Source organism: Falsiruegeria mediterranea M17 (assembly GCF_900302455.1).
GTDB classification, from domain to species: Bacteria; Pseudomonadota; Alphaproteobacteria; order Rhodobacterales; family Rhodobacteraceae; genus Falsiruegeria; species Falsiruegeria mediterranea.
Map to the genome: position 1 here is coordinate 454,824 of NZ_ONZG01000001.1, position 21,793 is coordinate 476,616.

A 21,793-nucleotide genomic window follows, 5' to 3' on the forward strand; every position below is an offset into this window, starting at 1 on the left:
CTGATTTTGCTTTGCAAAATCGGCGTTTAGCCCCTCGTGGTTATCCAGGGCCGTATATCTGGTGGAGCCTAGGAGGATCGAACTCCTGACCTCCTGAATGCAAATCAGGCGCTCTCCCAGCTGAGCTAAGGCCCCTTGAAGAACCCTGCATTCAGGGCTCGGTGACTGAAGAGATATGAGGACGGCCTGGTCCGATTGATGCGACCAGCTTTGATTGCTGATCATTGCTAAGTGTTTCACGATCAAGAGCGAACTCTATGATGACTAGAAACATCCTTAGAAAGGAGGTGATCCAGCCGCAGGTTCCCCTACGGCTACCTTGTTACGACTTCACCCCAGTCGCTGAGCTCACCGTGGTCCGCTGCCCCCTCGAAAGGTTGGCGCACGGCCTTCGGGTAAACCCAACTCCCATGGTGTGACGGGCGGTGTGTACAAGGCCCGGGAACGTATTCACCGCGTCATGCTGTTACGCGATTACTAGCGATTCCGACTTCATGGGGTCGAGTTGCAGACCCCAATCCGAACTGAGACAACTTTTGGGGATTAACCCACTGTAGTTGCCATTGTAGCACGTGTGTAGCCCAACCCGTAAGGGCCATGAGGACTTGACGTCATCCACACCTTCCTCCCGCTTATCACGGGCAGTTTCCCTAGAGTGCCCAGCCGAACTGCTGGCAACTAAGGATGTGGGTTGCGCTCGTTGCCGGACTTAACCGAACATCTCACGACACGAGCTGACGACAGCCATGCAGCACCTGTCACTAGGTCCCGAAGGAAGGCTCCATCTCTGGAGTTGTCCTAGGATGTCAAGGGTTGGTAAGGTTCTGCGCGTTGCTTCGAATTAAACCACATGCTCCACCGCTTGTGCGGGCCCCCGTCAATTCCTTTGAGTTTTAATCTTGCGACCGTACTCCCCAGGCGGAATGCTTAATCCGTTAGGTGTGTCACCAACAAGCATGCTTGCTGACGACTGGCATTCATCGTTTACGGTGTGGACTACCAGGGTATCTAATCCTGTTTGCTCCCCACACTTTCGCACCTCAGCGTCAGTATCGAGCCAGTGAGCCGCCTTCGCCACTGGTGTTCCTCCGAATATCTACGAATTTCACCTCTACACTCGGAATTCCACTCACCTCTCTCGAACTCAAGACCAGGAGTTTTGGAGGCAGTTCCGGGGTTGAGCCCCGGGATTTCACCCCCAACTTTCTGATCCGCCTACGCGCGCTTTACGCCCAGTAATTCCGAACAACGCTAACCCCCTCCGTATTACCGCGGCTGCTGGCACGGAGTTAGCCGGGGTTTCTTTACCAGGTACTGTCATTATCATCCCTGGCGAAAGAGCTTTACGACCCTAAGGCCTTCATCACTCACGCGGCATGGCTGGATCAGGCTTGCGCCCATTGTCCAAGATTCCCCACTGCTGCCTCCCGTAGGAGTCTGGGCCGTGTCTCAGTCCCAGTGTTGCTGATCATCCTCTAAAACCAGCTATAGATCGTAGGCTTGGTAGGCCATTACCCCACCAACTACCTAATCTAACGCGGGCTAATCCAAAGGCGATAAATCTCTCCCCCGAAGGGCTCATAGGGTATTACTCTCCGTTTCCAGAGGCTATTCCCTACCTTTGGGTATATTCCCACGCGTTACTAACCCGTCCGCCGCTCACCCCGAAGGGCGCGCTCGACTTGCATGTGTTAGGCCTGCCGCCAGCGTTCGTTCTGAGCCAGGATCAAACTCTCAAGTTGAAAAGCACTTACATGCTTATCCTTGACGTTCGAACCTCTGCACATCACCCATATTGGCATTACTGAAACCAACATGAGTTTTCTCTGTTTGTGTGCTTCAGCTACAAAGTAGCGAAAGCCGTACAAACAGTGAAGCTGACACTCCATCATCGGCCGAAGCCTAAGAGCGTTGATATACAGACGTTGATCCATCGAAATGAACCAAACCGCCCACATATCTCTTCAGTGTATTCTATTGTCAAACAGCGTCGGAACCTAAGCCCCAGAGACAAAAACCAACACGAAGCGCCAATCTTACTTGGCGCAAACCGCGTCAATACTGCCTCGAATTCTCTCCGAACTTCCCTTCCTGAACCTTCCGTCCAGTCCGTTCCGTCCGCCCCGTAGCGCCTCAGCGCCGCCGGTGAAGGGGGTTCTAGTCCCAACACCAAACACCCGCAACCCAAAAATTCACAAAAATCACAAAAATCACAAAAAAGATGAAAAACTCAATGCAATCAACACCTTAGAATAAACCCACGCACCACCACAACCAAACCAAACTCAAACAAAACCCCAAACACAAACACAAACCAATCCAAATCAATCCAAACAAATCCTACATCTTGTGAAAGACCAAACAACAAACACAACACAAAGCATGAATCAAACCATCGAGTCGGGCTTGGAAGGGGAATCGTGCCTCCCTCAAAGCCGTGAGAATGCTCGAAGCGACTCGCTCATGGAGTTTGGATGCCACCCGTGAGTATCAATTGACGTTTCATGTGAGATGTTGGAAAACGCGGGCATATCTTCGATGCCACTGAGCATTGGAGATGCCTCAATAGCTCAGCCGGTAGAGCAGGTCCTTCGTAAGGACAAGGTCGGGGGTTCGAGTCCCTCTTGAGGCACCACCAAGTTTCAAGTTTCCAGTCTTTTTACAAAATTGCCCTGGTAACAGCAGGGGTGAGGCTCAGCAGTTGCTGCCAAGGGCGCGAAACCGATCCTTGATGCGGAAATTCGTGAGCGTGCCGTCGGTGCGACGAAAATAGAATCCTCCCGCAACATCCTTGACCGCCGCGCCCGTCACGCCATCACTGGCCATCGCGCCCTGCCCCAGAAAGAAGGTGCCGCGCTCAGGGTGCGAGAACGAAATCTCGAGCTTGCGCAGGGGTTCTGACGCATTGCCAAAGCTGTCTGTAAACCTGTCCACCTGATTGATCGCGTTGGTTTCCCCCCAAACCAGCCCGACTTCTCCGCGCGCCTGAAACTGCCAACCGTTGCGTAGCGGCGTGTCATAGGTCAAGCCCAGCCGCGACGCCAATTTGGAGTTATCGACAAAGGGGTAGACGTCGCTGTCAGCGCCGTCGTCATAAAACAGAATGCCGCGATTGATCTGCCCCTAGACGTCGACACCCTGCTTAGGGTCGGTTTCCTCGGCAAGGCCCCCGTGGGGGATAACAAATGATAATCCGAGTAAAACCCAGCTTCTGATCAGGGTGAAAATCGGCAAAGTCCTATGCCAGAAGAATTCTTGAGCCATTTTCGTTCCCAATCGGATAGAAAAGAAGGGTGCTCGAACGCTTAGCTAAATCAGTCCATAGGATTGTATGGCCCGCCGTTGTCGCTTGCCAAGGCTGGCACAGGACTATTGCTGATCATGAAGCAAATTAGCTTGGGGCACGCAAATTAATGACTTCGTGAAAACTTAAGATTTGGTTTGGTTCCTCGGCGCCTTGCTCAGCGGTCGCGTGATCTCTCTGATCGTCGCCGAGTTACGAAGATCACAGCGTTTTCGGCCTGACCCAGCCGAAAACGCGCTACCACTCAGCCGTTCTCCAACTACGCGGCAAACGGACCTACAATTCCAGATCCCAGATACGTATGTCACCATCATCGAACCGGAAGTATTCAACGTTGGTCACGAGGTCGCTTCCATCAGCACCCGTTACCGTCACAGCATTCGACGCTGTCCGAGACAGGGAATAGTCTGACCGATTGCCGTCAAACAGCGCATAGTCCGAGCCCGCGCCACCGTCGATTGTATCGTTGCCGCCTCCGCCCATAAGGTAGTCCACACCGGCGTATCCAAAAAGAAAATCGTCTCCGTCCAGACCTGACAACTGGTTGCGCCCCGCATTGCCGGTCAGATGGTCATCAAAGCGGGTGCCCACCAGGTTTTCTATCTCGAAATATAGATCCCGTGCTGCGTCACCCTGACTGCCGTATCCCGTCTCTTGTCCGTTCACCAGCGCACCGTTGCGCAAGCTTGCGGTCACGCCCGCGGACGACTGGAAATATGTCACGGTATCGATGCCATCACCGCCGAAGTATCGCTCGCGCCCTCCGGCCGACCCCACAAACCAATCGTAATCTCCCAGTCCCCGAAAGTCGTTCGAGTTGCCATCACCATAGAACACGTCCTGCCGTGACGAGCCCGTTACCCGCTCTATACTCACCAGAGTCAGGCCACTGGCCAGGTTGGTGTTGTTGGCCGGATTGGCCAAATCGACCACCACACCGGTCGCCTGACCGCCTGTCGGTGGTGCGCCATCAGGTGAAAACGCATCCGACAAGGCATTTGCTCCAGCGTTCTGCCATTCGACAAACGTCACCATATCCAGCCCGTTGCCACCATCCAGCGTGTCATTGCCGGTCGTTGCGGTGAACCAGTCATAGTCACCTGCGCCACGCAGATGGTTGGCACCAGCGTCACCGCGAATGTTGTCGGCATAGATGGTGCCTGTAACCCGCTCGACATTGCTGATCTGCATGACTTCGGAATTATCGTGATTGTGTGCGGTTCCCGCGCCCAGATCGATGTTCAATCGGAATTGCGTATTGGTGCGCCCAGGCGAGTCAGGCAGGTCGATGAAGGACAGCATGTCGTTGCCGGCCCCGCCATCGATGGTGTCATTCCCGCCACCTGGTGTGATCCAATCAGCCCCTCCTAACGCATTGATCTGCTCGGACGCCGCTGTCCCCGGAACAGTCTCGCCTGCTTCGGTTCCATTGACCGGTGGGGTTCCACCACCACCTCCTCCGCCGCCACCGCTGTCAGCGCCAGGAAGTTCGACTTCGATCAGGTTCCCGGCAAGCAGGAATGCCGTGTTGTTGTCCGTGCGCACGCCACTGCCCGTCAAGGCAAAGGGCACCCCGGTCTCTGTGTCCAAAAGGTTGCCCGCGTTGTCGTATTCTTTCAGGCGACCCTCGTTGAAGGCGGGCACGGAAAACGTCAGCACCGAATACCCGACGACAAACCCACTCTCTGTTGCGAAGAGGATGGGCGTATCTTGCCTGTCGCGTGTGACGTCATTGACCTGTGTCGGGCCAACCGCTTCGGTGCCGTCCGCATTGTAAATTCTGAACCAGACCGAGCTCTGGCTGGCATTGCTTTCCTGTCCTGAGGCATCGGTCCAAACGGCTACGATCTTTCCATTGGAAAGGGTCTCGACCTGAACCGAACCCAGGGCATGACTTGTCGAGTCTGCGGCGCTGATGTCAAAGGCGGGCACTGCAACGGTCCCATCCATGTTGTAAATCTGCCCACGCGTCTTGATCGCTGCGCCTGCGGTGGTTTCTGTCCAGGCAAAGAAGATCTTGTCGTCAGAAAAGGCTACGTCATAGGGATGCTGCTGCACTGCAGCGTCCCCATGTCGATTCATTCCTGGAAATGTCGCTGCGGTTGTCTGGATGTTGCCGTCTGGATCGACGAAATATAATCTGGATTCCTCTTGCGGGATCAAAAGGATGTTCCCATCAGGCATGTCAGCCGCAAAGTCCAGCATTGTCCTTTGCGTGATTGCCAGAAGCCCGGCCAAAGACTCGGCTGGTCCGGTAGGCTGACCATTGATGTCCAGCGTCACTTTGAAGTTGCTAACCGTCACTGGAAAAGGATCAGCGTCGCGCACTTGGTAGTATATGGTGAACGTGTCGTTTCCGTTATCTCGCACGTGGTAGGGCAACAGGTTTCCAAGCCCCAATCCAGAAGCATCCGCATACTCCACTCCAGCGAACAACACACCCGTATCGTCGAAGCCGGACACAAGGTTTCCTGACACCGCTACGCCGATGTCACCTATGCGATAAATGCCTCCACTGCCAATTTCGGTTCTAACGCCGCCAATACCCACATCAGCCGATGGAAAAGTGGTGCCTAGTGAAATCGCCATACAAATCTCCTGGACGTCGTAAATTTGAACCCCACGCCAAGACAAACTTGATCAAATAGTCGTTGGGGCCAAAATTTTGAAAATATTCAAAACAGTCTGAAAGTCGTTAACAGTTGAGTCAACTTCTATTGAAAATCTCAGCGCTGAAGACACAGACCTTCGTTGAATCGGAGCTCAATAAGAAAACAGGAATGCGCGTTTGCAGCTTGATGTTCAAATGCATCAGCTGGTCGTTCAGACCCTCAACTGAAATGCCCAACTGCTTGGCGGCAGATGGGCATTTTGGTCATCAGTGATGTCGCAAACTCAGGAAGGGCGCGGTTGTTCCTCGGCCGTCGCTTCCTCGGCTGCCACCTCGATCACCTCGTCCTGGGTGGCTTCAACTGCCTCTTCCTCGACCGACTCCGACTTGTCCTCAAGCGAGCCGACGATCAGTGGCAGCATATGCGCGCCCGTTGCGGTGGTCACTTCGGCGGTCGAGCTGGATTTCCAGGTCAGCGTGTCAAAGCTGCCGCAGTTGGGGCAAACCGGAACCCATTCAGGCAGGATCTCGTTGCAGTTGTCGCAAACCCACTGTGGCCCTCTTGGTGCGGCCAAAGCCTTGGCCAACCACCCCTGAACCACGGCGTCCGATGCGCCCTCACCTCGCTCGATCGCGGCCATCAGTGTATAGGTCCGAGCATCGACGTCGTCGCGTTCAACCAGATCGCCCAGGGCGCGGCGCGCTTCGGGAAAGTCTTCTGCCACCACATGCAGCTCAGCAATGACCAGGCGGGTTTCCATGTGCTGCGGGTGCGATTTCGCCAGAACAGCAAACCGTTTGACGCGTTCAGCGGCGCTCTCATCAGGGGCCACCTCGGCAAAGGCATGTGCCAGATCCGGGTGCGGCTGCGCATCCCAGGCCTTTTTCAGCAGTCGGGCGGCGTTCTTTGGTTTGCCCTTGGCAATATATGCCCGCGCCGCCATCGCAGCGGCAGGAACCAGATCAGGCGAAAGCTTGTTGGCCTCGATCGCGCGTTCCTGCGCCTCGATAGAGTTGGTGTCAGACAGGATGTCCTTGGCCTCGGACAAGGCCAGCACCGCATCGCGCCGCTTGTAAACGTCACGCGGCAGGCTGCCGGATTTCAACTTGGCCGTCAGGGTAGAGCGCGCGCCGGTCCAATCCTGCGACTTGGTTTGCAGCCCCAACAGGATGTCCTGGGTTTCTGCATGCCGGGGTTTGATCGCCAGCGCCTTTTCCGCCAGTTTCAGCGCGGTGTCGTCGTCGCCTTCGGACAGCTTTTGTTTCAGAACGCCGCGCACACCCACAAAGCGTGTCGCGTTGTCACCAATCAGCTTCTTGTACGTCTCAGACGCTTTTTTGGTGTCACCCGTCATCTCGGCCGCCTGGGCCACCAGCAGGTTGGTCAACTCGGGGTTTTGCAGTAGTTTTTCGGCCTTTGCCGCCTTGGACATGGCCACCCGCCCTTCGCCCGAGGCCAGAGCCATCAGGCCATCGGCCAGCGCCTGATAACCGCGTTTTTCGCGGCCCCGGTCGAAGTACCGCGACAGGGCGGTTTCGTCGCCATTCAGAAACTTGAGCGTGGCAATCAGCAGGGTCAACAGTTTGAAGAACAACCAAACCGCGCCAACCAGAAGCAGAAAGCCAATCACCGACTGAAGCGGGCCAAGGGTGTATTCCGTTCCGGCAACCGTGATCTGCACGCCACCGGTGGTTTCCATCAGGAAGCCCGCGCCCAATGCCAACAGGGCAATGATCGCAACAAAAACAAGTATCTTGAGCAGGGACCAAAGCATGGCAGATCCTTCAGTTCGAGTTTAGGCTTTGCGCAAGCGCATCTGCGGCTGCAATGGCGGCCTGACGGGTGCGAGCAACACTGACCCAATCGGCCAATGCGGCTTGGGCCGTTTCAGGCAGGGCGGCGATTTCATCAAGCGCCTTGGTCAGATCCCCAGCGATCAAGGCCGCTTCGACCCGAGACAACACGGCATCCGCGTCAGCCCCTTCACGAGGCTCGACCGAACGGGCGCCCAACTGGCGCTGAAAGAATGCTCCAATGCCTTCGGTTCCACCGGCATCCGCCGTGCGAGCTGCGGCCAGAGCCTCGCGCGCTGCAGGCGGGAACCCCTCGCGCAGGGTGGCAACGGTCACGACCCCTTCGGCTGCGGGAGCACTCAACGTGTCCGGAACGGCAACACCACCTGCAGTAAGCTCTGCGATCAAACCGTCAAAGGACGCGCCGGTATCCAACTGGCTGCGCAGGCGGGCCGCGGCAGCACGGTTGGCGGACAGTTGTGCATTCGCTGCGGCTTTTTCTTCCAAGTCTCGCGCTTCTGCCTCCATCGCGCGGGCCTGATTGATCAGACCTTCGACTTCGGTGCGCTGAGTAATGATGGTTTCCTGCAACTTGGCCAGCTCGCGTTCGTAAGCTGCGATCGCTTCGGACGACGCACCTTCGGAAATCGGACGCTTTTCAACAGCTGTAAGACGATCATCCAACTGACTAACGCTGTCCATCTGTCCTTTGAGCGCTGCGATCTCGCCCCCGAGCGGAGTAACTGCACCCGAAAGCTGTTCAACTTGTTGGCTGATCGCCGACACATCCGGCACTTCGATGGCAGCAACGGTGGCTTTGAGGTCGCTAAGTGATTTGGCCTGGGTTTCGATTTTCGCTGTCAGCGCCTCGATCACTTCGCTGTTGTCTGCTGCGCGCAATCCGGGGGGCAGTAACGGGTCAATGACTTGGGTCTTGGCCGCAACAAATCCCAGCATAGCCGCCAGAACACCGCCGATCAGAGCGGCACCAAAGCCGCCGCGTTTTTCAACGGTGCGTTCGACGACGCGTTCCGGCTCGGCAGGTGTTTCTGGTTCGGCGGTCTCGGTCTCGGTCTCGGTCTCGGTCTCGGTCTCGGTCTCGGTCTCGGTCTCGGTCTCGGTCTCGGTCTCGGTCTCGGTCTCGGTCTCGGTCTCGGTCTCGGTCTCGGAAGGCGGGGAGTCTTCTATCGCTTCACCGTCAACCTCATCAGCCCCGCTTTCGGTTTTATCCGCAGCGTTCTCTGGCGTTTGATCAGTTTCCGTCGTGACATCCTGATCAGACGTATCTTGGCCTTCGGTTTCGGGCTCATCCGTCTTGGGGTTGGCGCCTGTTTCCAGATCTGAAACTTTCTTGTCGGCCACCGTCATTCCCCTTTGATTCTCAAATTGTTTAACCGCGAGACGCGAGTGAACACTAATGCGCGTCTGATCCGCCCTCAACCCGCAACGCTTGCTTTACCAGCATTTCAACCGCTTTCACCATGGCGTCGAAATCGGGACGTTTCGCGACCGTGATCGCATTTGCGCCCAAAGAAATAAGGGGGTTCCTCACCGCTTCGCTCATCGCGGCCAGCCACAAGACGCCCGCGTTTGGGGCAAGGTCGGCAAATTGTCGCGCGGTTCGCGGTGAGAAAAGCGGCGCTATGACCGTGTCAGGGCCTCCAAGCGCGGCTAAAGCCTGGTCCGTGAACGGCAGAAGATCCTGACGATAAACAACCTGTTCTCGCGTCGTCAGCCCCAATCGGGTGAGCGTTTGAGCCACGTTTCCCACACCGCTTTCGCCCCTCAAGTGCAACAGCGGCCCTTGTGGGCGGAGCTTCAAAAGACCGGCAATCAGCGCTTCGGCACTCTCGCCCACCATGGTGGCTGTCCACCCTTGACGCGCCGCTGCTGCTGTCGTGGCTTGACCAACGCAGAAGCAAGGCAAATCGCGCGCACCCAAACATCGCGCCGCAGTGGCAACCCCGTTTGACGAAGTAAAAATCAAACCCTTCGCATCACCCACATCCACAGCCTCGACCACCGGTCGGATGTCCAGCAGAGGCGAATAGATCGGCGTCAACATCCGCTGGGTTTCTTGGGGCAATTGCGCAACAAATCGCGCGGACGCGGCCCGAGGGCGTGTCATCAAAAGATACACTGGCTGTGTCGCCTCCTGCCTCGGGATTGTTTGCGCGGCTGCGGGGTGATACCTCGCGATCAGGTTATGATGCAACGGTTGGGGCCGATGGGGCAAACATTTACCATCCTGGGATTGGAAAGCAGCTGTGACGACACGGCCGCTGCTGTGGTCCGACAAACGGACGATGAGGCGGCGGAAATCCTGGCTTCGGTCGTGCATGGCCAGACCGAGCTTCACAGCGCATTCGGCGGCGTCGTACCCGAAATCGCAGCCCGCGCCCATGCCGAGAAACTGGACGTTTGCGTGATGCAGGCGCTGGAGAAATCTGGGCTGTCTCTTTCGGACGTGGATGCCATCGCGGTGACCGCCGGGCCGGGGCTGATCGGCGGTGTGATGTCGGGTGTCATGTGTGCCAAAGGGTTGAGCGCAGCCACAGGCAAACCGCTGGTCGGAGTAAACCATCTGGCGGGCCACGCCCTGACGCCGCGCCTGACGGATGGGGTGGCCTTTCCCTATCTGATGCTCCTCGTATCAGGGGGTCATTGCCAATATCTGGTTTCCCATGGCCCAGAAGAGTTCACTCGCTTGGGCGGCACAATCGACGACGCGCCGGGCGAAGCCTTTGACAAGACTGCCCGCCTGTTGGGTCTGCCGCAACCCGGTGGACCCTCGGTCGAGGCAGAAGCAAAGAACGGCGATCCCAAACGGTTCCGCTTTCCGCGCCCGCTGTTGGATCGGCCCGATTGCGATCTTTCCTTCTCGGGTCTCAAAACCGCGCTGATGCGGATGCGGGATCAGGTTGCCGGGGAAAAGGGAGGTCTGACCCGTCAAGACCGTGCTGACCTGTGCGCCGGGTTCCAGCAGGCGGTCGTCGACACCTTGGCCGAAAAGACCCGCCGCGCTCTCAAGCTCTATCTGGAACACGACCCCACGCAGCCAACCGTGGCCGTCGCTGGAGGCGTTGCTGCCAACACCGCAATCCGTACCGCACTGCAAGAGGTCTGCGCCGAAGCGGGCGCGGAATTTCTTGCTCCACCACTTGCGCTGTGCACCGACAACGCCGCGATGATCGCCTATGCTGGAATGGAGCGGTTCAAGCTGGGCAAAACTGATGGCATGGATTTGACGGCCCGACCCCGCTGGCCGTTGGACCAATCAGCTCCCGCTATGCTTGGAAGCGGCAAAAAGGGGGCCAAGGCATGAGCGTTGCCGTTCTTGGATCCGGCGCCTTTGGGACGGCACTGGCCATCTCACTGGCGGAAACGCAGCCCGTCACCTTGTGGTCGCGCAACCCCCATCACGCGCAGGCCATGATTGAGGCGCAAGAAAACACGGCCCGCCTGCCCGGATATCCTTTGCCCGAGGCGATTCAGGTCACCTCGGACCTGGAGCAAGCCACCCAAGCCGACACCCTGCTTTTGGCTGTTCCGATGCAAAAACTGCGCTCAGTCCTGGTGGAACACAGCAAGCTGTTTGACGGGCATGTTCTAGTCGCTTGCTGCAAGGGGATTGAACTGACAACCGGTCTTGGCCCTGTGCAGGTGATCAACGAAACGGTGCCATCTGCCAAGGCCGCTCTGCTGACGGGTCCCAGCTTTGCTCAGGACATTGCCGCCGGATTGCCCACGGCGCTGACGCTGGCCTGCGGCGACGCAGACTTGTGCGTTGATCTGCAAGAGCAACTGACTACCGCCAATCTGCGCCTCTATCGCACAACTGACACCGCAGGCGCTGAGTTGGGTGGTGCGTTGAAGAACGTCATGGCTATCGCCTGCGGTGCCGTCATTGGCGCCGGTATGGGCGACAGCGCGCGCGCCGCCCTGATGACGCGCGGCTATGCCGAGATGCAGCGGATGGCGTTGGCCTGTGGTGCCAAGCCGGAAACACTCGCTGGGTTGTCCGGATTTGGCGATCTGACGCTCACCTGTTCGTCCGAACTGTCACGCAACTATCGTCTGGGCCTTTCCATCGGTCGGGGCGATGGGTTCGATCCTTCGGTCACAGTCGAAGGAGCCGCTACTGCCCGAGCCGTCGATGCCAAGGCGCGCGACATGCATCTGGACATGCCCATCACCCATACCGTCGTCGGCTTGCTCGATCACAGCTTGACGATTGCCCAAGCCACCGCTCAACTGCTCGCCAGACCATTGAAAGAGGAATGACATGCTGATTGCCCTGATCGCCAAAGACAAAGCAGGCGCCCTGCAAACCCGGCTCGACAACCGCCCGGCGCATGTAGACTACCTCAAGTCCACCGGAGTTGTGTCCCAGGCCGGGCCGCTGCTGGATGGCGAGGGCATGATCGGCTCTCTGGTGATCTTGGACGTCGAAGATATGGCCGCCGCGCAGGACTGGGCCGACAATGACCCTTACGCCAAAGCCGGGCTGTTCGAATCCGTCGAACTGATCCCATGGAAAAAGGTGATCTGATGGCGTTCTGGTTGTTCAAATCCGAACCCTCGACCTGGAGCTGGGATGATCAGGTCGCCAAGGGTGCGGCGGGCGAGGAATGGGATGGCGTCCGTAACTACCAAGCGCGCAATTTCATGCGCGAGATGAAGCTGGGTGATCGGGGATTCTTCTACCACTCGCAAAAGGAAAAGTCGGTCGTTGGTATAGTCGAAGTATGTGCCGAAGCGCATCCGGACAGCACCACTGACGACGACCGGTGGGAATGTGTGGACATCAAGGCAGTGCGTGCCTTTGAAGCTCATGTTTCTCTGGATCAAATCAAGGCCGATGGACGACTGGATGACATGGTGCTGGTCAAGAACTCGCGCCTGTCGGTACAGCCCGTCACCGAAAACGAATGGCAGGTGATTTGCGGCCTGGGGCAGACAAAGCCGGATTGATCCGACAATGTGATCCTGCATCACGCAGGAGTTTGCCTTATGGATCCTCTCAGTATTTTTGCCGCAGCCCTCGCCACCTTTGTCCTAGGGTCGCTGTGGTACATGGCGTTTGCTGATCACTGGAAAGTTGCAGCCCGCCTGCCCCTGAACGCCGAAGGGGATCCCCAAAGCGGCATGTCTCTCAAAGTGTTTGCCTCCAGCTTTGTTCTATTGCTGATCGTGGCAACAGCTCTTCAGGTTCTATTCCTGCGTACTGGCGTGACGTCGATTGTCCAAGGGGCCGCCACAGGGGCCGGAGTCGGTTTGTTGTTCATCACGCCTTGGATCGGGATCAACAATCTCTATGCCATCCGCTCACCCATTTTGACGCTGATCGACGGCGGCTATGCCACGCTCGCCTGCACGCTTATGGGTGTCATTCTGACTTTGCTATGAAAAAACGGGGAGAGTTCCGACGATACAGAACCCTCCCCCACCCCGCGTGCTCCCAAGTCACCACACGCGTATGAAATTCGAGGTCCTGACCGTCCTGGTCTGGATGTATCCTTTATGGCCCAAGCCACCGCATCGCACAAACCCAAAGCACTGAAGATACGTCTAAAATACGAAACGCCCGCAATCTGCGGGCGCTCAGAAAACCGAAAATCTGGCAGGCTTAGCCGTAGACAGCTTCTTTGCCGAAATGCTTGGTCAGCATGTAGTAGACAACCGCACGATATTTGTTGCGCTCGGATTTGCCATAGGTCTCGATCACTTTGTTGATCGCTTCCATCAGCTCAGGCCCATCTGCCAGGCCGAGCTTCTTGATCAGAAAGTTGTTTTTGACCGTTTCCAGTTCGCTTTCCTGAGTGGCCGCAACCGTCGACGCATCCGCATCATAGATCGCCGGACCGCATCCGATGGTGACTTTGGTCAACAGGTCCATGTCGGCATCCATGCCGCATTTGTTTTTCAGATCGTCGGCGTATTGAGCGATCAGATCGTCGCGTTTGCCCATGTGTGTTCTCCCAAGAGTGTGAGTGCCAAACGGTGATGTGATCACCGCAGACAAGCCTAGACGCAGTAATTTGCGTCACAAAGGGAAATTTTGACCGGTTTCTTCCCCCCAATTCACACAAACCGTCAGGTGCTTGCAATTCACATTTCTTTATTTAACAATTATGTTAAGCAAAGGGAGAGATTCCATGACCGTTCAATTCCCCAATGAAAGCCCCGACTACCGCGCCGCGCGAACAGCGCTGTTGCGGGCTGAGGTCGATCTACGCAGCCAAATCGAAGCTGTCGCCGCGAAACGCCGGGCCCTGCCAATGGGCGGACTCATCCCCACCGATTATGCATTCAAAGGCCTTGATGGCACGGCCCGTCCCCTCTCGTCGCTGTTTGGTGAGCACGATACGCTGGCGATCTACTCGCTGATGTACGGACCCAAGGCGACGGGGCCGTGCCCCATGTGTTCCGCTTTTTTGGATGGGATGACCGGTCAGGTCAGCCATATCAGCAAGCGGATGGCCTTTGCGGTGGTGGCTGAAAGCAATCCCGAACGCCTGTCCGCCTTGCAGGGGCAGATGGCGTGGCAGGACCTTCCGCTGTTGTCGGCGGACGGCACAGGTTACCAAACCGACTACCTTGCCCAGAGCCCGGATGGCGATCAGCTGCCGATGATGAATGTTTTTATCAGGGACGGTGACGGTGTTCGTCATTTCTGGGGATCCGAGATGTTTTATGCCCCCAGCGATTGGCACCCGCGCCACGTCGATTCCATCTGGCCACTTTGGAACCTGTTGGACCTGACGCCTCAAGGTCGTGGAGATTGGATGCCCTAAGCGAAATGGTGCGCGCGGCACGTAAACCCGCGCACACCAGTGTTGGTCAGAGCTTCTTGTGCTCAGCCTTCAGCGCCAGCCAGAGGCAGTAGCACATGATCAGCACCACAAAGGTGAAAGGAATGCCGGTCGACACCGCCGCCCCTTTCAAGGCCGATAAACCGCCCCCAAGAAGCAGCGCAATCGCCACAAGACCCTCGAGCGTGCACCAGAATACGCGCTGAACCACCGGGGCATCCATCTTGCCGCCCGCCGTGATCGTATCAATCACCAGCGAACCGGAATCCGACGAGGTCACAAAAAAGATCACGATCAGAACCAGAGAGATCGGGGCCACGATCGAATGGAGCGGCAACTCTTTCAGGAACCCGAACAGCGCGCCTTCGGGTTTGTAGCTGTCGATCACTGTCGCCTTGACGCCCTCGGGGTCGAGCATTTTCTTCTTTTCAGACATGGCTCACCTGTTCGCTTCCCAGAATAGTGGGATCAGCGTTGCGTGGCTTTGGGGGACCTGTCCAATTGTAGCGAATTCGTGAAACTACCACCTAAGTTAAGTGCCTCAGGGCGATTTAGGGCGCAAAAACAGAAAAAGCCGCGGAAAACTCCGCGGCTTTGACGTTTTAGATCGGTAGGCGGATCAGTAGCGATAGTGCTCGGGCTTGTAGGGGCCTTCGGGCTTCACGCCGATGTAAGCGGCCTGCTCGTTGTCCATCCTGGTCAGCTTCACACCGATACGGTCCAGGTGCAGACGTGCAACCTTTTCGTCCAGGTGCTTGGGCAGAATGTAGACATCGTTGTTGTACTCGTCACCCTTGGTGAACAGCTCGATCTGAGCCAGCACCTGGTTGGTGAACGAGGCCGACATCACAAACGATGGGTGGCCGGTGGCGTTGCCCAAGTTCAGCAGACGGCCCTCAGACAACAGGATCAGACGGCTGCCCGAAGGCATCTCGATCATGTCCACCTGTTCCTTGATGTTGGTCCACTTGTGGTTCTTCAGGGCAGCGACCTGGATTTCGTTGTCGAAGTGGCCGATGTTGCCGACGATGGCCATGTCCTTCATCTCGCGCATATGCTCGATGCGGATCACGTCCTTGTTGCCAGTGGTGGTGATGAATACGTCCGCGGTGGCAACTTCGTCTTCCAGCAGGGTGACTTCGAAGCCGTCCATTGCAGCCTGCAGGGCGCAGATGGGGTCAACTTCGGTGACCTTCACACGCGCACCGGCGCCGGCCAGCGAAGCGGCCGAGCCTTTGCCAACGTCGCCGTAACCACAAACAACAGCAACTTTACCGGCCAGCATGGTGTCGGTGGCGCGGCGGATACCGTCGACCAGCGATTCCTTACAGCCGTATTTGTTGTCGAATTTCGACTTGGTGACGCTGTCGTTCACGTTGATCGCCGGGAAGGGCAGTTGGCCATCTTTCACCAGCTGATACAGACGGTTCACGCCTGTGGTGGTTTCCTCGGACACGCCTTTGATCTGATCACGCATCTTGGTGAACCAGCCAGGGCTTGCTGCCATACGCTTGGCGATCTGCGCCTTGATCACTTCTTCCTCTTCCGAGGTCGGCACGGCGATGATGTCTTCGCCCGCTTCGGCACGTGCGCCCAGCAGGATGTACAGCGTCGCGTCGCCGCCATCATCCAGGATCATGTTAGGGCCATCTTCGAACAGGAAGGATTTATCCAGGTAATCCCAGTGCTCTTCCAGGGTCTGGCCCTTGATCGCAAAGACCGGAACATCTGCAGCCGCGATCGCAGCAGCCGCGTGGTCTTGTGTCGAGAAGATGTTGCATGAAGCCCAACGCACGTCCGCACCCAGAGCAACCAGGGTTTCAATCAAAACCCCTGTCTGAATGGTCATGTGCAACGAGCCAACAATACGCGCGCCGCTCAGCGGTTTGCTTTCACCATATTCTGCACGCAGGGACATCAGGCCCGGCATTTCGGTTTCAGCAATGTTCAATTCTTTACGGCCAAACTCGGCCAGCGCAATGTCCTTGACGATATAGTCCCCGGCCATCAGATGCTCCATTCCGGTTAAATCATTTCGCTGCCACTAACATTCATCAATGAAAGTGGCAACGCTCATGACCCTTCACACCGGAATGGGTGAAGCCAAATGGACTATTTCTGGCAAAAATCCCTGCAAATTGGCTGTTTTCAGCTCAACTGCTCGTCCCCTCGACCGTGACTTTGGGCACGGCTTGGAAGAAATCGGTTCCCGCCGCGATGATGCAGCTGGTTCCGTTGGCATGGGTCAGCAGCACGGTATAGGTCCCGGTTTCGCTGGATGACCAGATCTCCATGACGGATTGTGCGCCATTCACCTTTTGCAAGCCACCAACCGTAAGTGTTTCCGAATACTTCTTGGTCAGCTGCTCAACCAGAGCGTCGCGCATCCCGCAGGAGGCGGCAAAAGCAGGCGGGGCCGTAGCGGCCATGCCAAAGGCAAGGGCAAATCCCAACAGACGCTTGAACATAACAAGCTCCTTTCAGTAAAGGTTACAGTCTGAGAGGGGCGCGCCGGGAGGAGAAAACACGCCCCCCTCAGCACTTGATATCGTGATCATGCCGTCCCATTACAACGTACGGGACCTCAACTTGGCGTTGGCAGCATGTGATCAGATGCATTCAGGCTGCGCCCGAATTGTGGCGAAAAAATGGCGCGAAAACAGAGGCGTGGCAGCATGGCAACACAACCAAGAGCATGGCAGCGAATGCTATCGGGGCGCAGGCTCGATTTGTTGGACCCGACACCGGTCGACATCGAAATCGAAGACATTGCGCATGGATTGGCCTTTGTGGCGCGCTGGAACGGCCAAACCATTGGAGACTTTGCATATTCCGTGGCTGAACATTCCTTGCTGGTCGAAGAACTCTTTGGCCGGATCGCCCCCAAAGCACCTATCAAATGGCGACTGGCGGCCCTGCTGCACGATGCCCCCGAATACGTGATCGGCGACATGATTTCCCCGGTTAAGGCCGCCGTGGGTTCGGGCTATGGCGAGCTTGATGACCGCCTTACGGCAGCCATTCACATTCGCTTTGGCTTGCCTGCCAAAATTCCCGCATCGATCAAACGCCAGATCAAAAAGGCTGATCGTATCAGCGCATGGATGGAAGCCACCCAGATCGCCGGATTTTCTGAAAGCGAGGCCAGCAAGTTCTTTGGTCGCCCGGATCGCACCTTGATCGAAGGGCTAAGTATCGCCCTGCGCCCCCCGGTTGACGTGCGAAGGGATTTCACCAACCGGCACGCCGACCTGATGTCTCAGCTGGATTGAGCCGCCTCACGCGCAGCACGGCGGGCGCGACGCTCCTGTCGTATCCTGCGAATGCGGCGTTGGGCGTATTCAGGTGATTCCACAAATTCACCGGTGTCCCCCAACCCTTTGTCCAGGAACAGCTGCTTACGCTGCTTGTCCGTCAAAGGTTCCCATTCAGCATCCGGATCAATAAACCCGCCCGCCGCCAAAGCGCGCCCAATGATTTTGTGGTTCAGCTCTCCAAAAGACTGTCGATCTGATTTGCCTTTGCTCGAGCGTACCCATTCCGTGTGCAACGCATCGACGACGATCGGGTCTGTACCGGTGAAATGGGCCACATTGCGGGCGAGCAAGTTGTTGGCTCCGGCTTTCCGGCGCAAGATCATTGCCAGCTTTTGATCGGCACGTCCGACCATGGCAAACAAGTGCAAGGCAGAACCATCTGCCGCCACCACATGTTTTGCCGCCTTGTATCGGGCGAGTTGGGTTTTGAGGTCGTATTTTTCGGGATGGAAAATGTCGTAACCCTGCTTGGTCAACAGGTCTTCCAACCGCTCCTCTCCCAACAGCCCCCCTTTGCCGACACCCAGGGCCGAACGCGAGATATAGATCTTGCTTGCGCCATCGGGTTCCACATCGCGCGCAAATCGATTGTGAATTGCATTGCGAAACTTCTGCGTGCCTTCGGTGATCTTGCCCAGCCCAAACCCCTGCCCCGGAACGATCAACTCTTCGACCTGGGTCGCTTCTGTTGCCACGCGAATGGGCAATTCAGGCGCCATCAACCCCACAAATTCCTGCTGAAAACCGCGCACTGCGTCCCCAACCTTGGGTCGCTTGGGCATGAACAGCACACCGTCAATTGGTCCGTCAATGTGATCCAGTGCCCACAGGCGAGCCGAGCTTTCGACAAGGAAATGACCGAAATGCGCCCACAGAACACCACCCCACAACCACCGACCCGACAGTTTGGTTGGAACAGTTACAGGCTTTTCGGGTTCAGTCGTAAGCGGCCGGAACTTGCGCCAAAGCGCACCTTCAGGACAATAGCGGCCATCACTGTCCAGAACCCCCGCGGGTTGAACAAAGGCACTTTCATCGGGTGGAACAACGATAGCATCCGACAGGTTCACAATACGTTCGGACCAACCGCCCTCGGGCATCGGCTGGACTGTGTTGTCGTTTGGATCCAGCTCTTCTTCCGACATGGAGAACCTTTTAGCGTGGGCTGCGTTTGGCCAGTATACGCTGCAATGTGCGTCGATGCATGTTTAGCCGACGGGCCGTTTCACTAACGTTACGATCGCACAGCTCATAAACCCGCTGGATATGCTCCCACCGAACGCGGTCAGCGCTCATCGGGTTTTCCGGCGGCGGAGGCAATTCATCGGGTTGTGCCAACAAGGCGTTGGTAATGTCGGTGGCATCGGCGGGTTTCGACAGGTAATCGGTCGCGCCGATCTTGACGGCGGCCACGGCGGTGGCGATCGCGCCGTATCCGGTCAGAACCACGACACGACTGTCCGGGCGCTTTTCTCGCAGAACTTCGACCACGTCCAACCCATTGCCGTCTTCAAGCCGCAAATCCACCACGGCGTAGGCCGGTGGCCTTGCAGTGGCGATGGCGCTGCCTGCAGCAACGGAGGAGGCAGTTTCAATCTCGAACCCGCGTTTTTCCATGGCTTTGGCAAGGCGACGCAGAAACGGTTCGTCATCGTCCACCAACAACAGGGATTTGTCCGGTCCGATTTCAAGCTGCTGCGTATCTGCCATGCTCTGCACTTTCCGTTGGTCTTGTTATGTCTTGCCTAGGCTGAATATGACCCTGACCTGTGGAAAGGTCAAACACACATGCTTGATTAAAGGGCATCCAGGAAACAGCCAACTTTATCGGCCATGTTTTCTGGGGTTTCGTCCCGCTTGAAAAATTCGACAAATCCAACTTCGGGCAGCACCAGATAGGTAAAGGTCGAATGATCCACCAAATAGTATTCGTCGCTCTTGTCCTGAGCCTTGTAATAGGTCTTGTAAGCTAGGCTTGCCGCCTTCACCTGTTCGGGCGATCCTGTGAGACCGATCATCTTTTCATGCAGGTTAAAGGCATAGTCGCCCACAACCTCGGGCGTATCTCGGTCAGGGTCGATCGAGATGAAGACAGGCGTCACGCTTTGGCCGCGCTTGGCCAGCACATCCACAGCCTCGGCATTGCGCGACACATCCAGCGGGCAGACGTCCGGGCAGAAGGTATAACCAAAATACACCAGCGTCGGTTCGGTGATCACGTCCTTATCGGTGACGGTCTCGCCCTTGGAATTCAACAGCTCAAATGGCCCACCAATGGCCCCGGCGCCACCCGCAATCTGGGTCGAGCGGCATTGTGCAAACTGATCATCCGACCGCCCGCCCAAGGTCAGCAGCCAAACACCCCCAAGGATGATGGCAAGTACAACGGCGGCAAGAATGGCATACATTCGGGTCATGGCGGCAAACCTTGTGACACAGGGGATGTTGATCGTTTCGGCGCGGACACCTATCAAGATATCCAGCCGTTGCAACAGGACATAATCGACCGATGACGGAATCCAACATGGGCCTATGGCGCGGGCAACAGCGCAGCAGCTGGATCCGCTTGCGGACACTGATCGTTTTGCGATGGGTGGCCATCGTCGGGCAGATCGCCGCAATTACAGTGGCGCAGCGGATGTACGATCTGCAGCTCGAGCTGGGTCTGTGCTATCTGGCCATCGGCGTTTCTGTTGTTGGCAATCTGGCCGCGATCTTTGTGTTCCCCGAGAACAAGCGCCTGTCAGAGTTCGAAAATTTCCTGATGGTGCTGTTTGACCTGCTGCAATTGGCGTTCCTTCTTTATCTCACAGGCGGGCTGCACAACCCATTTGCTCTGCTGTTGCTTGGGCCGGTCACGATCTCGGCCAATGTGATGGGGTTGAGGTCCACGTTGATCATTGGTGGCACCGCGATTGTGCTGGTGACACTGCTGGCGCAGTTTCATCTGCCGCTCAGGACTGACATGGGCTTTGTCATGCGGGTGCCTGACATTTTCGTGTTCGGCAACTGGATCGCCATCATCATCGCGATCGTGTTTTTGGGCGCCTATTCCTACAGGATCAGCGCCGAAGTCGTATCGATGTCCGAGGCCCTGTCCGCCACCCATATGGCCTTGGCCCGAGAACAGAAGCTAACCGATCTGGGTGGTGTTGTGGCCGCCGCCGCGCATGAGCTGGGTACGCCGCTGGCCACCATCAAACTTACCAGTGCCGAGCTGATCGAAGAGCTGGATGACCGCCCCGACCTGCGCGAGGACGCCGCCCTGATCCGTGAACAAGCGGATCGTTGCCGTGACATCTTGCGGGACATGGGGCGTGCAGGAAAAGATGACCTGCATCTGCGCCAGGCTCCGCTCAGCACCGTGATCCATGAGGCGGCCGAACCCCACATGGACCGTGGCAAAGAGGTTCATTTCGAAGAAGGTCCCGGCGAAGGCGGTGATTTCCAGCAACCTGCCATCCTGCGCAAACCCGAGGTGATCCATGGCATGCGTAACCTGATCCAGAATGCGGTGGATTTCTCTCGCGCGAACGTCTGGGTCGAATCCGAATGGACCGAGGACGAAATCGTTGTGCGCATTGCGGATGACGGCCGCGGCTATTCCCCTCATATGATTGGTCGCATCGGTGACCCGTTCATGCGCCGCCGCCGGTCGGACGCCGAGAAAAAGTCGCGTCCCGAATACGAAGGGATGGGTCTGGGCCTGTTTATCGCCAAGACCCTTCTGGAACGCAGCGGTGCATCGCTCAGCTTTGCCAACGGCTCGGATCCCTACCAAACCCTGACCAACCGTCCTGAACACCGGGGCGCCATCGTTCAGGTTAGCTGGCCGCGCGCACAAATAGACGCCCAGCGCGGCAAGAACGCCGTGCCCATCGGGTTCAACGAACAATTCAAGGTTTGATGCCAGAAACAGGTTAAATCCGCATTAACCTTTGTGAAGCATTCT

The 21,793-nt window shown here is 57.0% G+C and carries 19 protein-coding genes, 2 tRNA genes, 1 rRNA gene and 1 pseudogene; 9 read left to right on the plus strand and 14 right to left on the minus strand.

Annotated features, from left to right (window positions below; translation table 11 throughout):
• Positions 1–59: 59 nt before the first annotated feature.
• Both TRM7615_RS02210 and TRM7615_RS02215 read right to left on the minus strand, forming a co-directional pair.
• Positions 60–135, minus strand: a tRNA-Ala gene (locus tag TRM7615_RS02210).
• A 145-nt stretch (positions 136–280) separates the two neighbouring features.
• Positions 281–1,742: ribosomal RNA gene (locus TRM7615_RS02215) — 16S ribosomal RNA — on the minus strand.
• An 817-nt stretch (positions 1,743–2,559) separates the two neighbouring features.
• Between TRM7615_RS02215 and TRM7615_RS02220 the strand changes: the two genes are divergently transcribed.
• Positions 2,560–2,635: transfer RNA gene (locus TRM7615_RS02220), tRNA-Thr, on the plus strand.
• A 59-nt stretch (positions 2,636–2,694) separates the two neighbouring features.
• On the opposite strand, the gene TRM7615_RS02225 is transcribed toward TRM7615_RS02220, so the two are convergent.
• From TRM7615_RS02225 to TRM7615_RS02250, 5 genes are all read right to left on the minus strand, one after another.
• Positions 2,695–3,045 (minus strand): hypothetical protein, encoded by a 351-nt coding sequence (locus TRM7615_RS02225; RefSeq protein ID WP_108785260.1) that lies wholly within the window; start codon positions 3,043–3,045, stop codon positions 2,695–2,697.
• A 535-nt stretch (positions 3,046–3,580) separates the two neighbouring features.
• A complete protein-coding gene (locus TRM7615_RS25415; RefSeq protein WP_165821343.1) occupies positions 3,581–5,893 on the minus strand; it encodes a calcium-binding protein in 2,313 nt (770 codons plus the stop codon).
• Positions 5,894–6,199: 306 nt separating this feature from the next.
• On the minus strand, positions 6,200–7,690 hold the full coding sequence (locus TRM7615_RS02235; protein WP_108785261.1) for a heme biosynthesis protein HemY: 1,491 nt from the start codon (positions 7,688–7,690) through the stop codon (positions 6,200–6,202).
• A gap of 10 nt (positions 7,691–7,700) precedes the next feature.
• A complete protein-coding gene (locus TRM7615_RS02240) occupies positions 7,701–9,071 on the minus strand; it encodes a COG4223 family protein (protein ID WP_235823997.1) in 1,371 nt (456 codons plus the stop codon).
• A gap of 52 nt (positions 9,072–9,123) precedes the next feature.
• The gene (locus tag TRM7615_RS02250) at positions 9,124–9,774 is read right to left on the minus strand and encodes a uroporphyrinogen-III synthase (protein ID WP_235823998.1); all 651 of its coding nucleotides are present in this window, start codon (positions 9,772–9,774) and stop codon (positions 9,124–9,126) included.
• Between the two features lie 162 nt (positions 9,775–9,936).
• Between TRM7615_RS02250 and tsaD the strand changes: the two genes are divergently transcribed.
• Genes tsaD through TRM7615_RS02275 form a run of 5 tightly spaced genes read left to right on the plus strand, consistent with a single transcriptional unit; the run spans position 9,937 to position 13,118 of the window.
• The gene (gene tsaD / locus TRM7615_RS02255) at positions 9,937–11,034 is read left to right on the plus strand and encodes a tRNA (adenosine(37)-N6)-threonylcarbamoyltransferase complex transferase subunit TsaD (RefSeq protein ID WP_108785482.1); all 1,098 of its coding nucleotides are present in this window, start codon (positions 9,937–9,939) and stop codon (positions 11,032–11,034) included.
• Positions 11,031–11,993: an NAD(P)H-dependent glycerol-3-phosphate dehydrogenase gene (locus TRM7615_RS02260; RefSeq protein ID WP_108785264.1), complete on the plus strand. Its 963-nt coding sequence runs from the start codon at positions 11,031–11,033 to the stop codon at positions 11,991–11,993. Before tsaD ends, TRM7615_RS02260 begins: the two co-directional genes overlap by 4 nt.
• 1 nt (position 11,994) lies before the next feature.
• Entirely contained in the window at positions 11,995–12,261 is a 267-nt protein-coding gene (locus TRM7615_RS02265) for a YciI family protein (RefSeq protein ID WP_108785265.1), read from the plus strand.
• Positions 12,261–12,683: an EVE domain-containing protein gene (locus TRM7615_RS02270; protein WP_108785266.1), complete on the plus strand. Its 423-nt coding sequence runs from the start codon at positions 12,261–12,263 to the stop codon at positions 12,681–12,683. The genes TRM7615_RS02265 and TRM7615_RS02270 overlap by 1 nt, the downstream gene beginning before the upstream one ends.
• Before the next feature lie 39 nt (positions 12,684–12,722).
• Positions 12,723–13,118, plus strand: a complete 396-nt coding sequence (locus TRM7615_RS02275; protein ID WP_108785267.1) for a DUF1761 domain-containing protein — start codon at positions 12,723–12,725, stop codon at positions 13,116–13,118.
• A 220-nt stretch (positions 13,119–13,338) separates the two neighbouring features.
• Here TRM7615_RS02275 and TRM7615_RS02280 read toward each other — a convergent pair whose 3' ends face one another.
• Positions 13,339–13,680 carry a DUF2853 family protein gene (locus tag TRM7615_RS02280; RefSeq protein WP_108785268.1) on the minus strand — a complete coding sequence of 114 codons (342 nt, stop codon included), beginning with the start codon at positions 13,678–13,680 and terminating at the stop codon, positions 13,339–13,341.
• A 187-nt stretch (positions 13,681–13,867) separates the two neighbouring features.
• Here TRM7615_RS02280 and TRM7615_RS02285 point away from each other — a divergent pair, with 187 nt between their 5' ends.
• Positions 13,868–14,506 (plus strand): DUF899 family protein, encoded by a 639-nt coding sequence (locus TRM7615_RS02285; RefSeq protein ID WP_207775207.1) that lies wholly within the window; start codon positions 13,868–13,870, stop codon positions 14,504–14,506.
• 46 nt (positions 14,507–14,552) lie between these two features.
• Here the strand turns inward: TRM7615_RS02285 and TRM7615_RS02290 are convergent.
• From TRM7615_RS02290 to TRM7615_RS02300, 3 genes and pseudogenes are all read right to left on the minus strand, one after another.
• Positions 14,553–14,930: pseudogene (locus TRM7615_RS02290) on the minus strand (BCCT family transporter); the annotation flags it as partial.
• Between the two features lie 213 nt (positions 14,931–15,143).
• Entirely contained in the window at positions 15,144–16,532 is a 1,389-nt protein-coding gene (gene ahcY / locus TRM7615_RS02295) for an adenosylhomocysteinase (protein ID WP_108785483.1), read from the minus strand.
• Positions 16,533–16,677: 145 nt separating this feature from the next.
• Positions 16,678–16,992, minus strand: coding sequence for a hypothetical protein (locus TRM7615_RS02300; protein ID WP_108785270.1), 315 nt, complete (start codon positions 16,990–16,992; stop codon positions 16,678–16,680).
• A 207-nt stretch (positions 16,993–17,199) separates the two neighbouring features.
• Here TRM7615_RS02300 and TRM7615_RS02305 point away from each other — a divergent pair, with 207 nt between their 5' ends.
• Positions 17,200–17,796: an HD domain-containing protein gene (locus TRM7615_RS02305; RefSeq protein ID WP_108785271.1), complete on the plus strand. Its 597-nt coding sequence runs from the start codon at positions 17,200–17,202 to the stop codon at positions 17,794–17,796.
• Here the strand turns inward: TRM7615_RS02305 and TRM7615_RS02310 are convergent.
• From TRM7615_RS02310 to TRM7615_RS02320, 3 genes are all read right to left on the minus strand, one after another.
• Positions 17,784–18,986 (minus strand): glycosyltransferase family 61 protein, encoded by a 1,203-nt coding sequence (locus TRM7615_RS02310; RefSeq protein ID WP_108785272.1) that lies wholly within the window; start codon positions 18,984–18,986, stop codon positions 17,784–17,786. The genes TRM7615_RS02305 and TRM7615_RS02310 overlap by 13 nt on opposite strands.
• Positions 18,987–18,996: 10 nt before the next feature.
• Positions 18,997–19,551, minus strand: a complete 555-nt coding sequence (locus TRM7615_RS02315; RefSeq protein ID WP_085797646.1) for an ActR/PrrA/RegA family redox response regulator transcription factor — start codon at positions 19,549–19,551, stop codon at positions 18,997–18,999.
• An 86-nt stretch (positions 19,552–19,637) separates the two neighbouring features.
• Positions 19,638–20,258 carry an SCO family protein gene (locus tag TRM7615_RS02320; protein ID WP_108785484.1) on the minus strand — a complete coding sequence of 207 codons (621 nt, stop codon included), beginning with the start codon at positions 20,256–20,258 and terminating at the stop codon, positions 19,638–19,640.
• Between the two features lie 92 nt (positions 20,259–20,350).
• On the opposite strand from TRM7615_RS02320, the gene regB reads away from it, so the two are divergent.
• On the plus strand, positions 20,351–21,748 hold the full coding sequence (gene regB / locus TRM7615_RS02325) for a sensor histidine kinase RegB (RefSeq protein ID WP_108785273.1): 1,398 nt from the start codon (positions 20,351–20,353) through the stop codon (positions 21,746–21,748).
• Positions 21,749–21,793: the final 45 nt, after the last annotated feature.

Bases quoted from the DNA above. Each gene is read 5' to 3' on its own strand.
- TRM7615_RS25415 (WP_165821343.1), bottom strand. From the start codon at position 5,893: ATGGCGATTTCACTAGGCACCACTTTTCCATCGGCTGATGTGGGTATT.
- TRM7615_RS02235 (WP_108785261.1), bottom strand. From the start codon at position 7,690: ATGCTTTGGTCCCTGCTCAAGATACTTGTTTTTGTTGCGATCATTGCC.
- TRM7615_RS02250 (WP_235823998.1), bottom strand. From the start codon at position 9,774: ATGTTGACGCCGATCTATTCGCCTCTGCTGGACATCCGACCGGTGGTC.
- tsaD (WP_108785482.1), top strand. From the start codon at position 9,937: ATGGGGCAAACATTTACCATCCTGGGATTGGAAAGCAGCTGTGACGAC.
- TRM7615_RS02260 (WP_108785264.1), top strand. From the start codon at position 11,031: ATGAGCGTTGCCGTTCTTGGATCCGGCGCCTTTGGGACGGCACTGGCC.
- TRM7615_RS02265 (WP_108785265.1), top strand. From the start codon at position 11,995: ATGCTGATTGCCCTGATCGCCAAAGACAAAGCAGGCGCCCTGCAAACC.
- TRM7615_RS02270 (WP_108785266.1), top strand. From the start codon at position 12,261: ATGGCGTTCTGGTTGTTCAAATCCGAACCCTCGACCTGGAGCTGGGAT.
- TRM7615_RS02275 (WP_108785267.1), top strand. From the start codon at position 12,723: ATGGATCCTCTCAGTATTTTTGCCGCAGCCCTCGCCACCTTTGTCCTA.
- TRM7615_RS02280 (WP_108785268.1), bottom strand. From the start codon at position 13,680: ATGGGCAAACGCGACGATCTGATCGCTCAATACGCCGACGATCTGAAA.
- TRM7615_RS02285 (WP_207775207.1), top strand. From the start codon at position 13,868: ATGACCGTTCAATTCCCCAATGAAAGCCCCGACTACCGCGCCGCGCGA.
- ahcY (WP_108785483.1), bottom strand. From the start codon at position 16,532: ATGGCCGGGGACTATATCGTCAAGGACATTGCGCTGGCCGAGTTTGGC.
- TRM7615_RS02300 (WP_108785270.1), bottom strand. From the start codon at position 16,992: ATGTTCAAGCGTCTGTTGGGATTTGCCCTTGCCTTTGGCATGGCCGCT.
- TRM7615_RS02305 (WP_108785271.1), top strand. From the start codon at position 17,200: ATGGCAACACAACCAAGAGCATGGCAGCGAATGCTATCGGGGCGCAGG.
- TRM7615_RS02310 (WP_108785272.1), bottom strand. From the start codon at position 18,986: ATGTCGGAAGAAGAGCTGGATCCAAACGACAACACAGTCCAGCCGATG.
- TRM7615_RS02315 (WP_085797646.1), bottom strand. From the start codon at position 19,551: ATGGCAGATACGCAGCAGCTTGAAATCGGACCGGACAAATCCCTGTTG.
- TRM7615_RS02320 (WP_108785484.1), bottom strand. From the start codon at position 20,258: ATGACCCGAATGTATGCCATTCTTGCCGCCGTTGTACTTGCCATCATC.
- regB (WP_108785273.1), top strand. From the start codon at position 20,351: ATGACGGAATCCAACATGGGCCTATGGCGCGGGCAACAGCGCAGCAGC.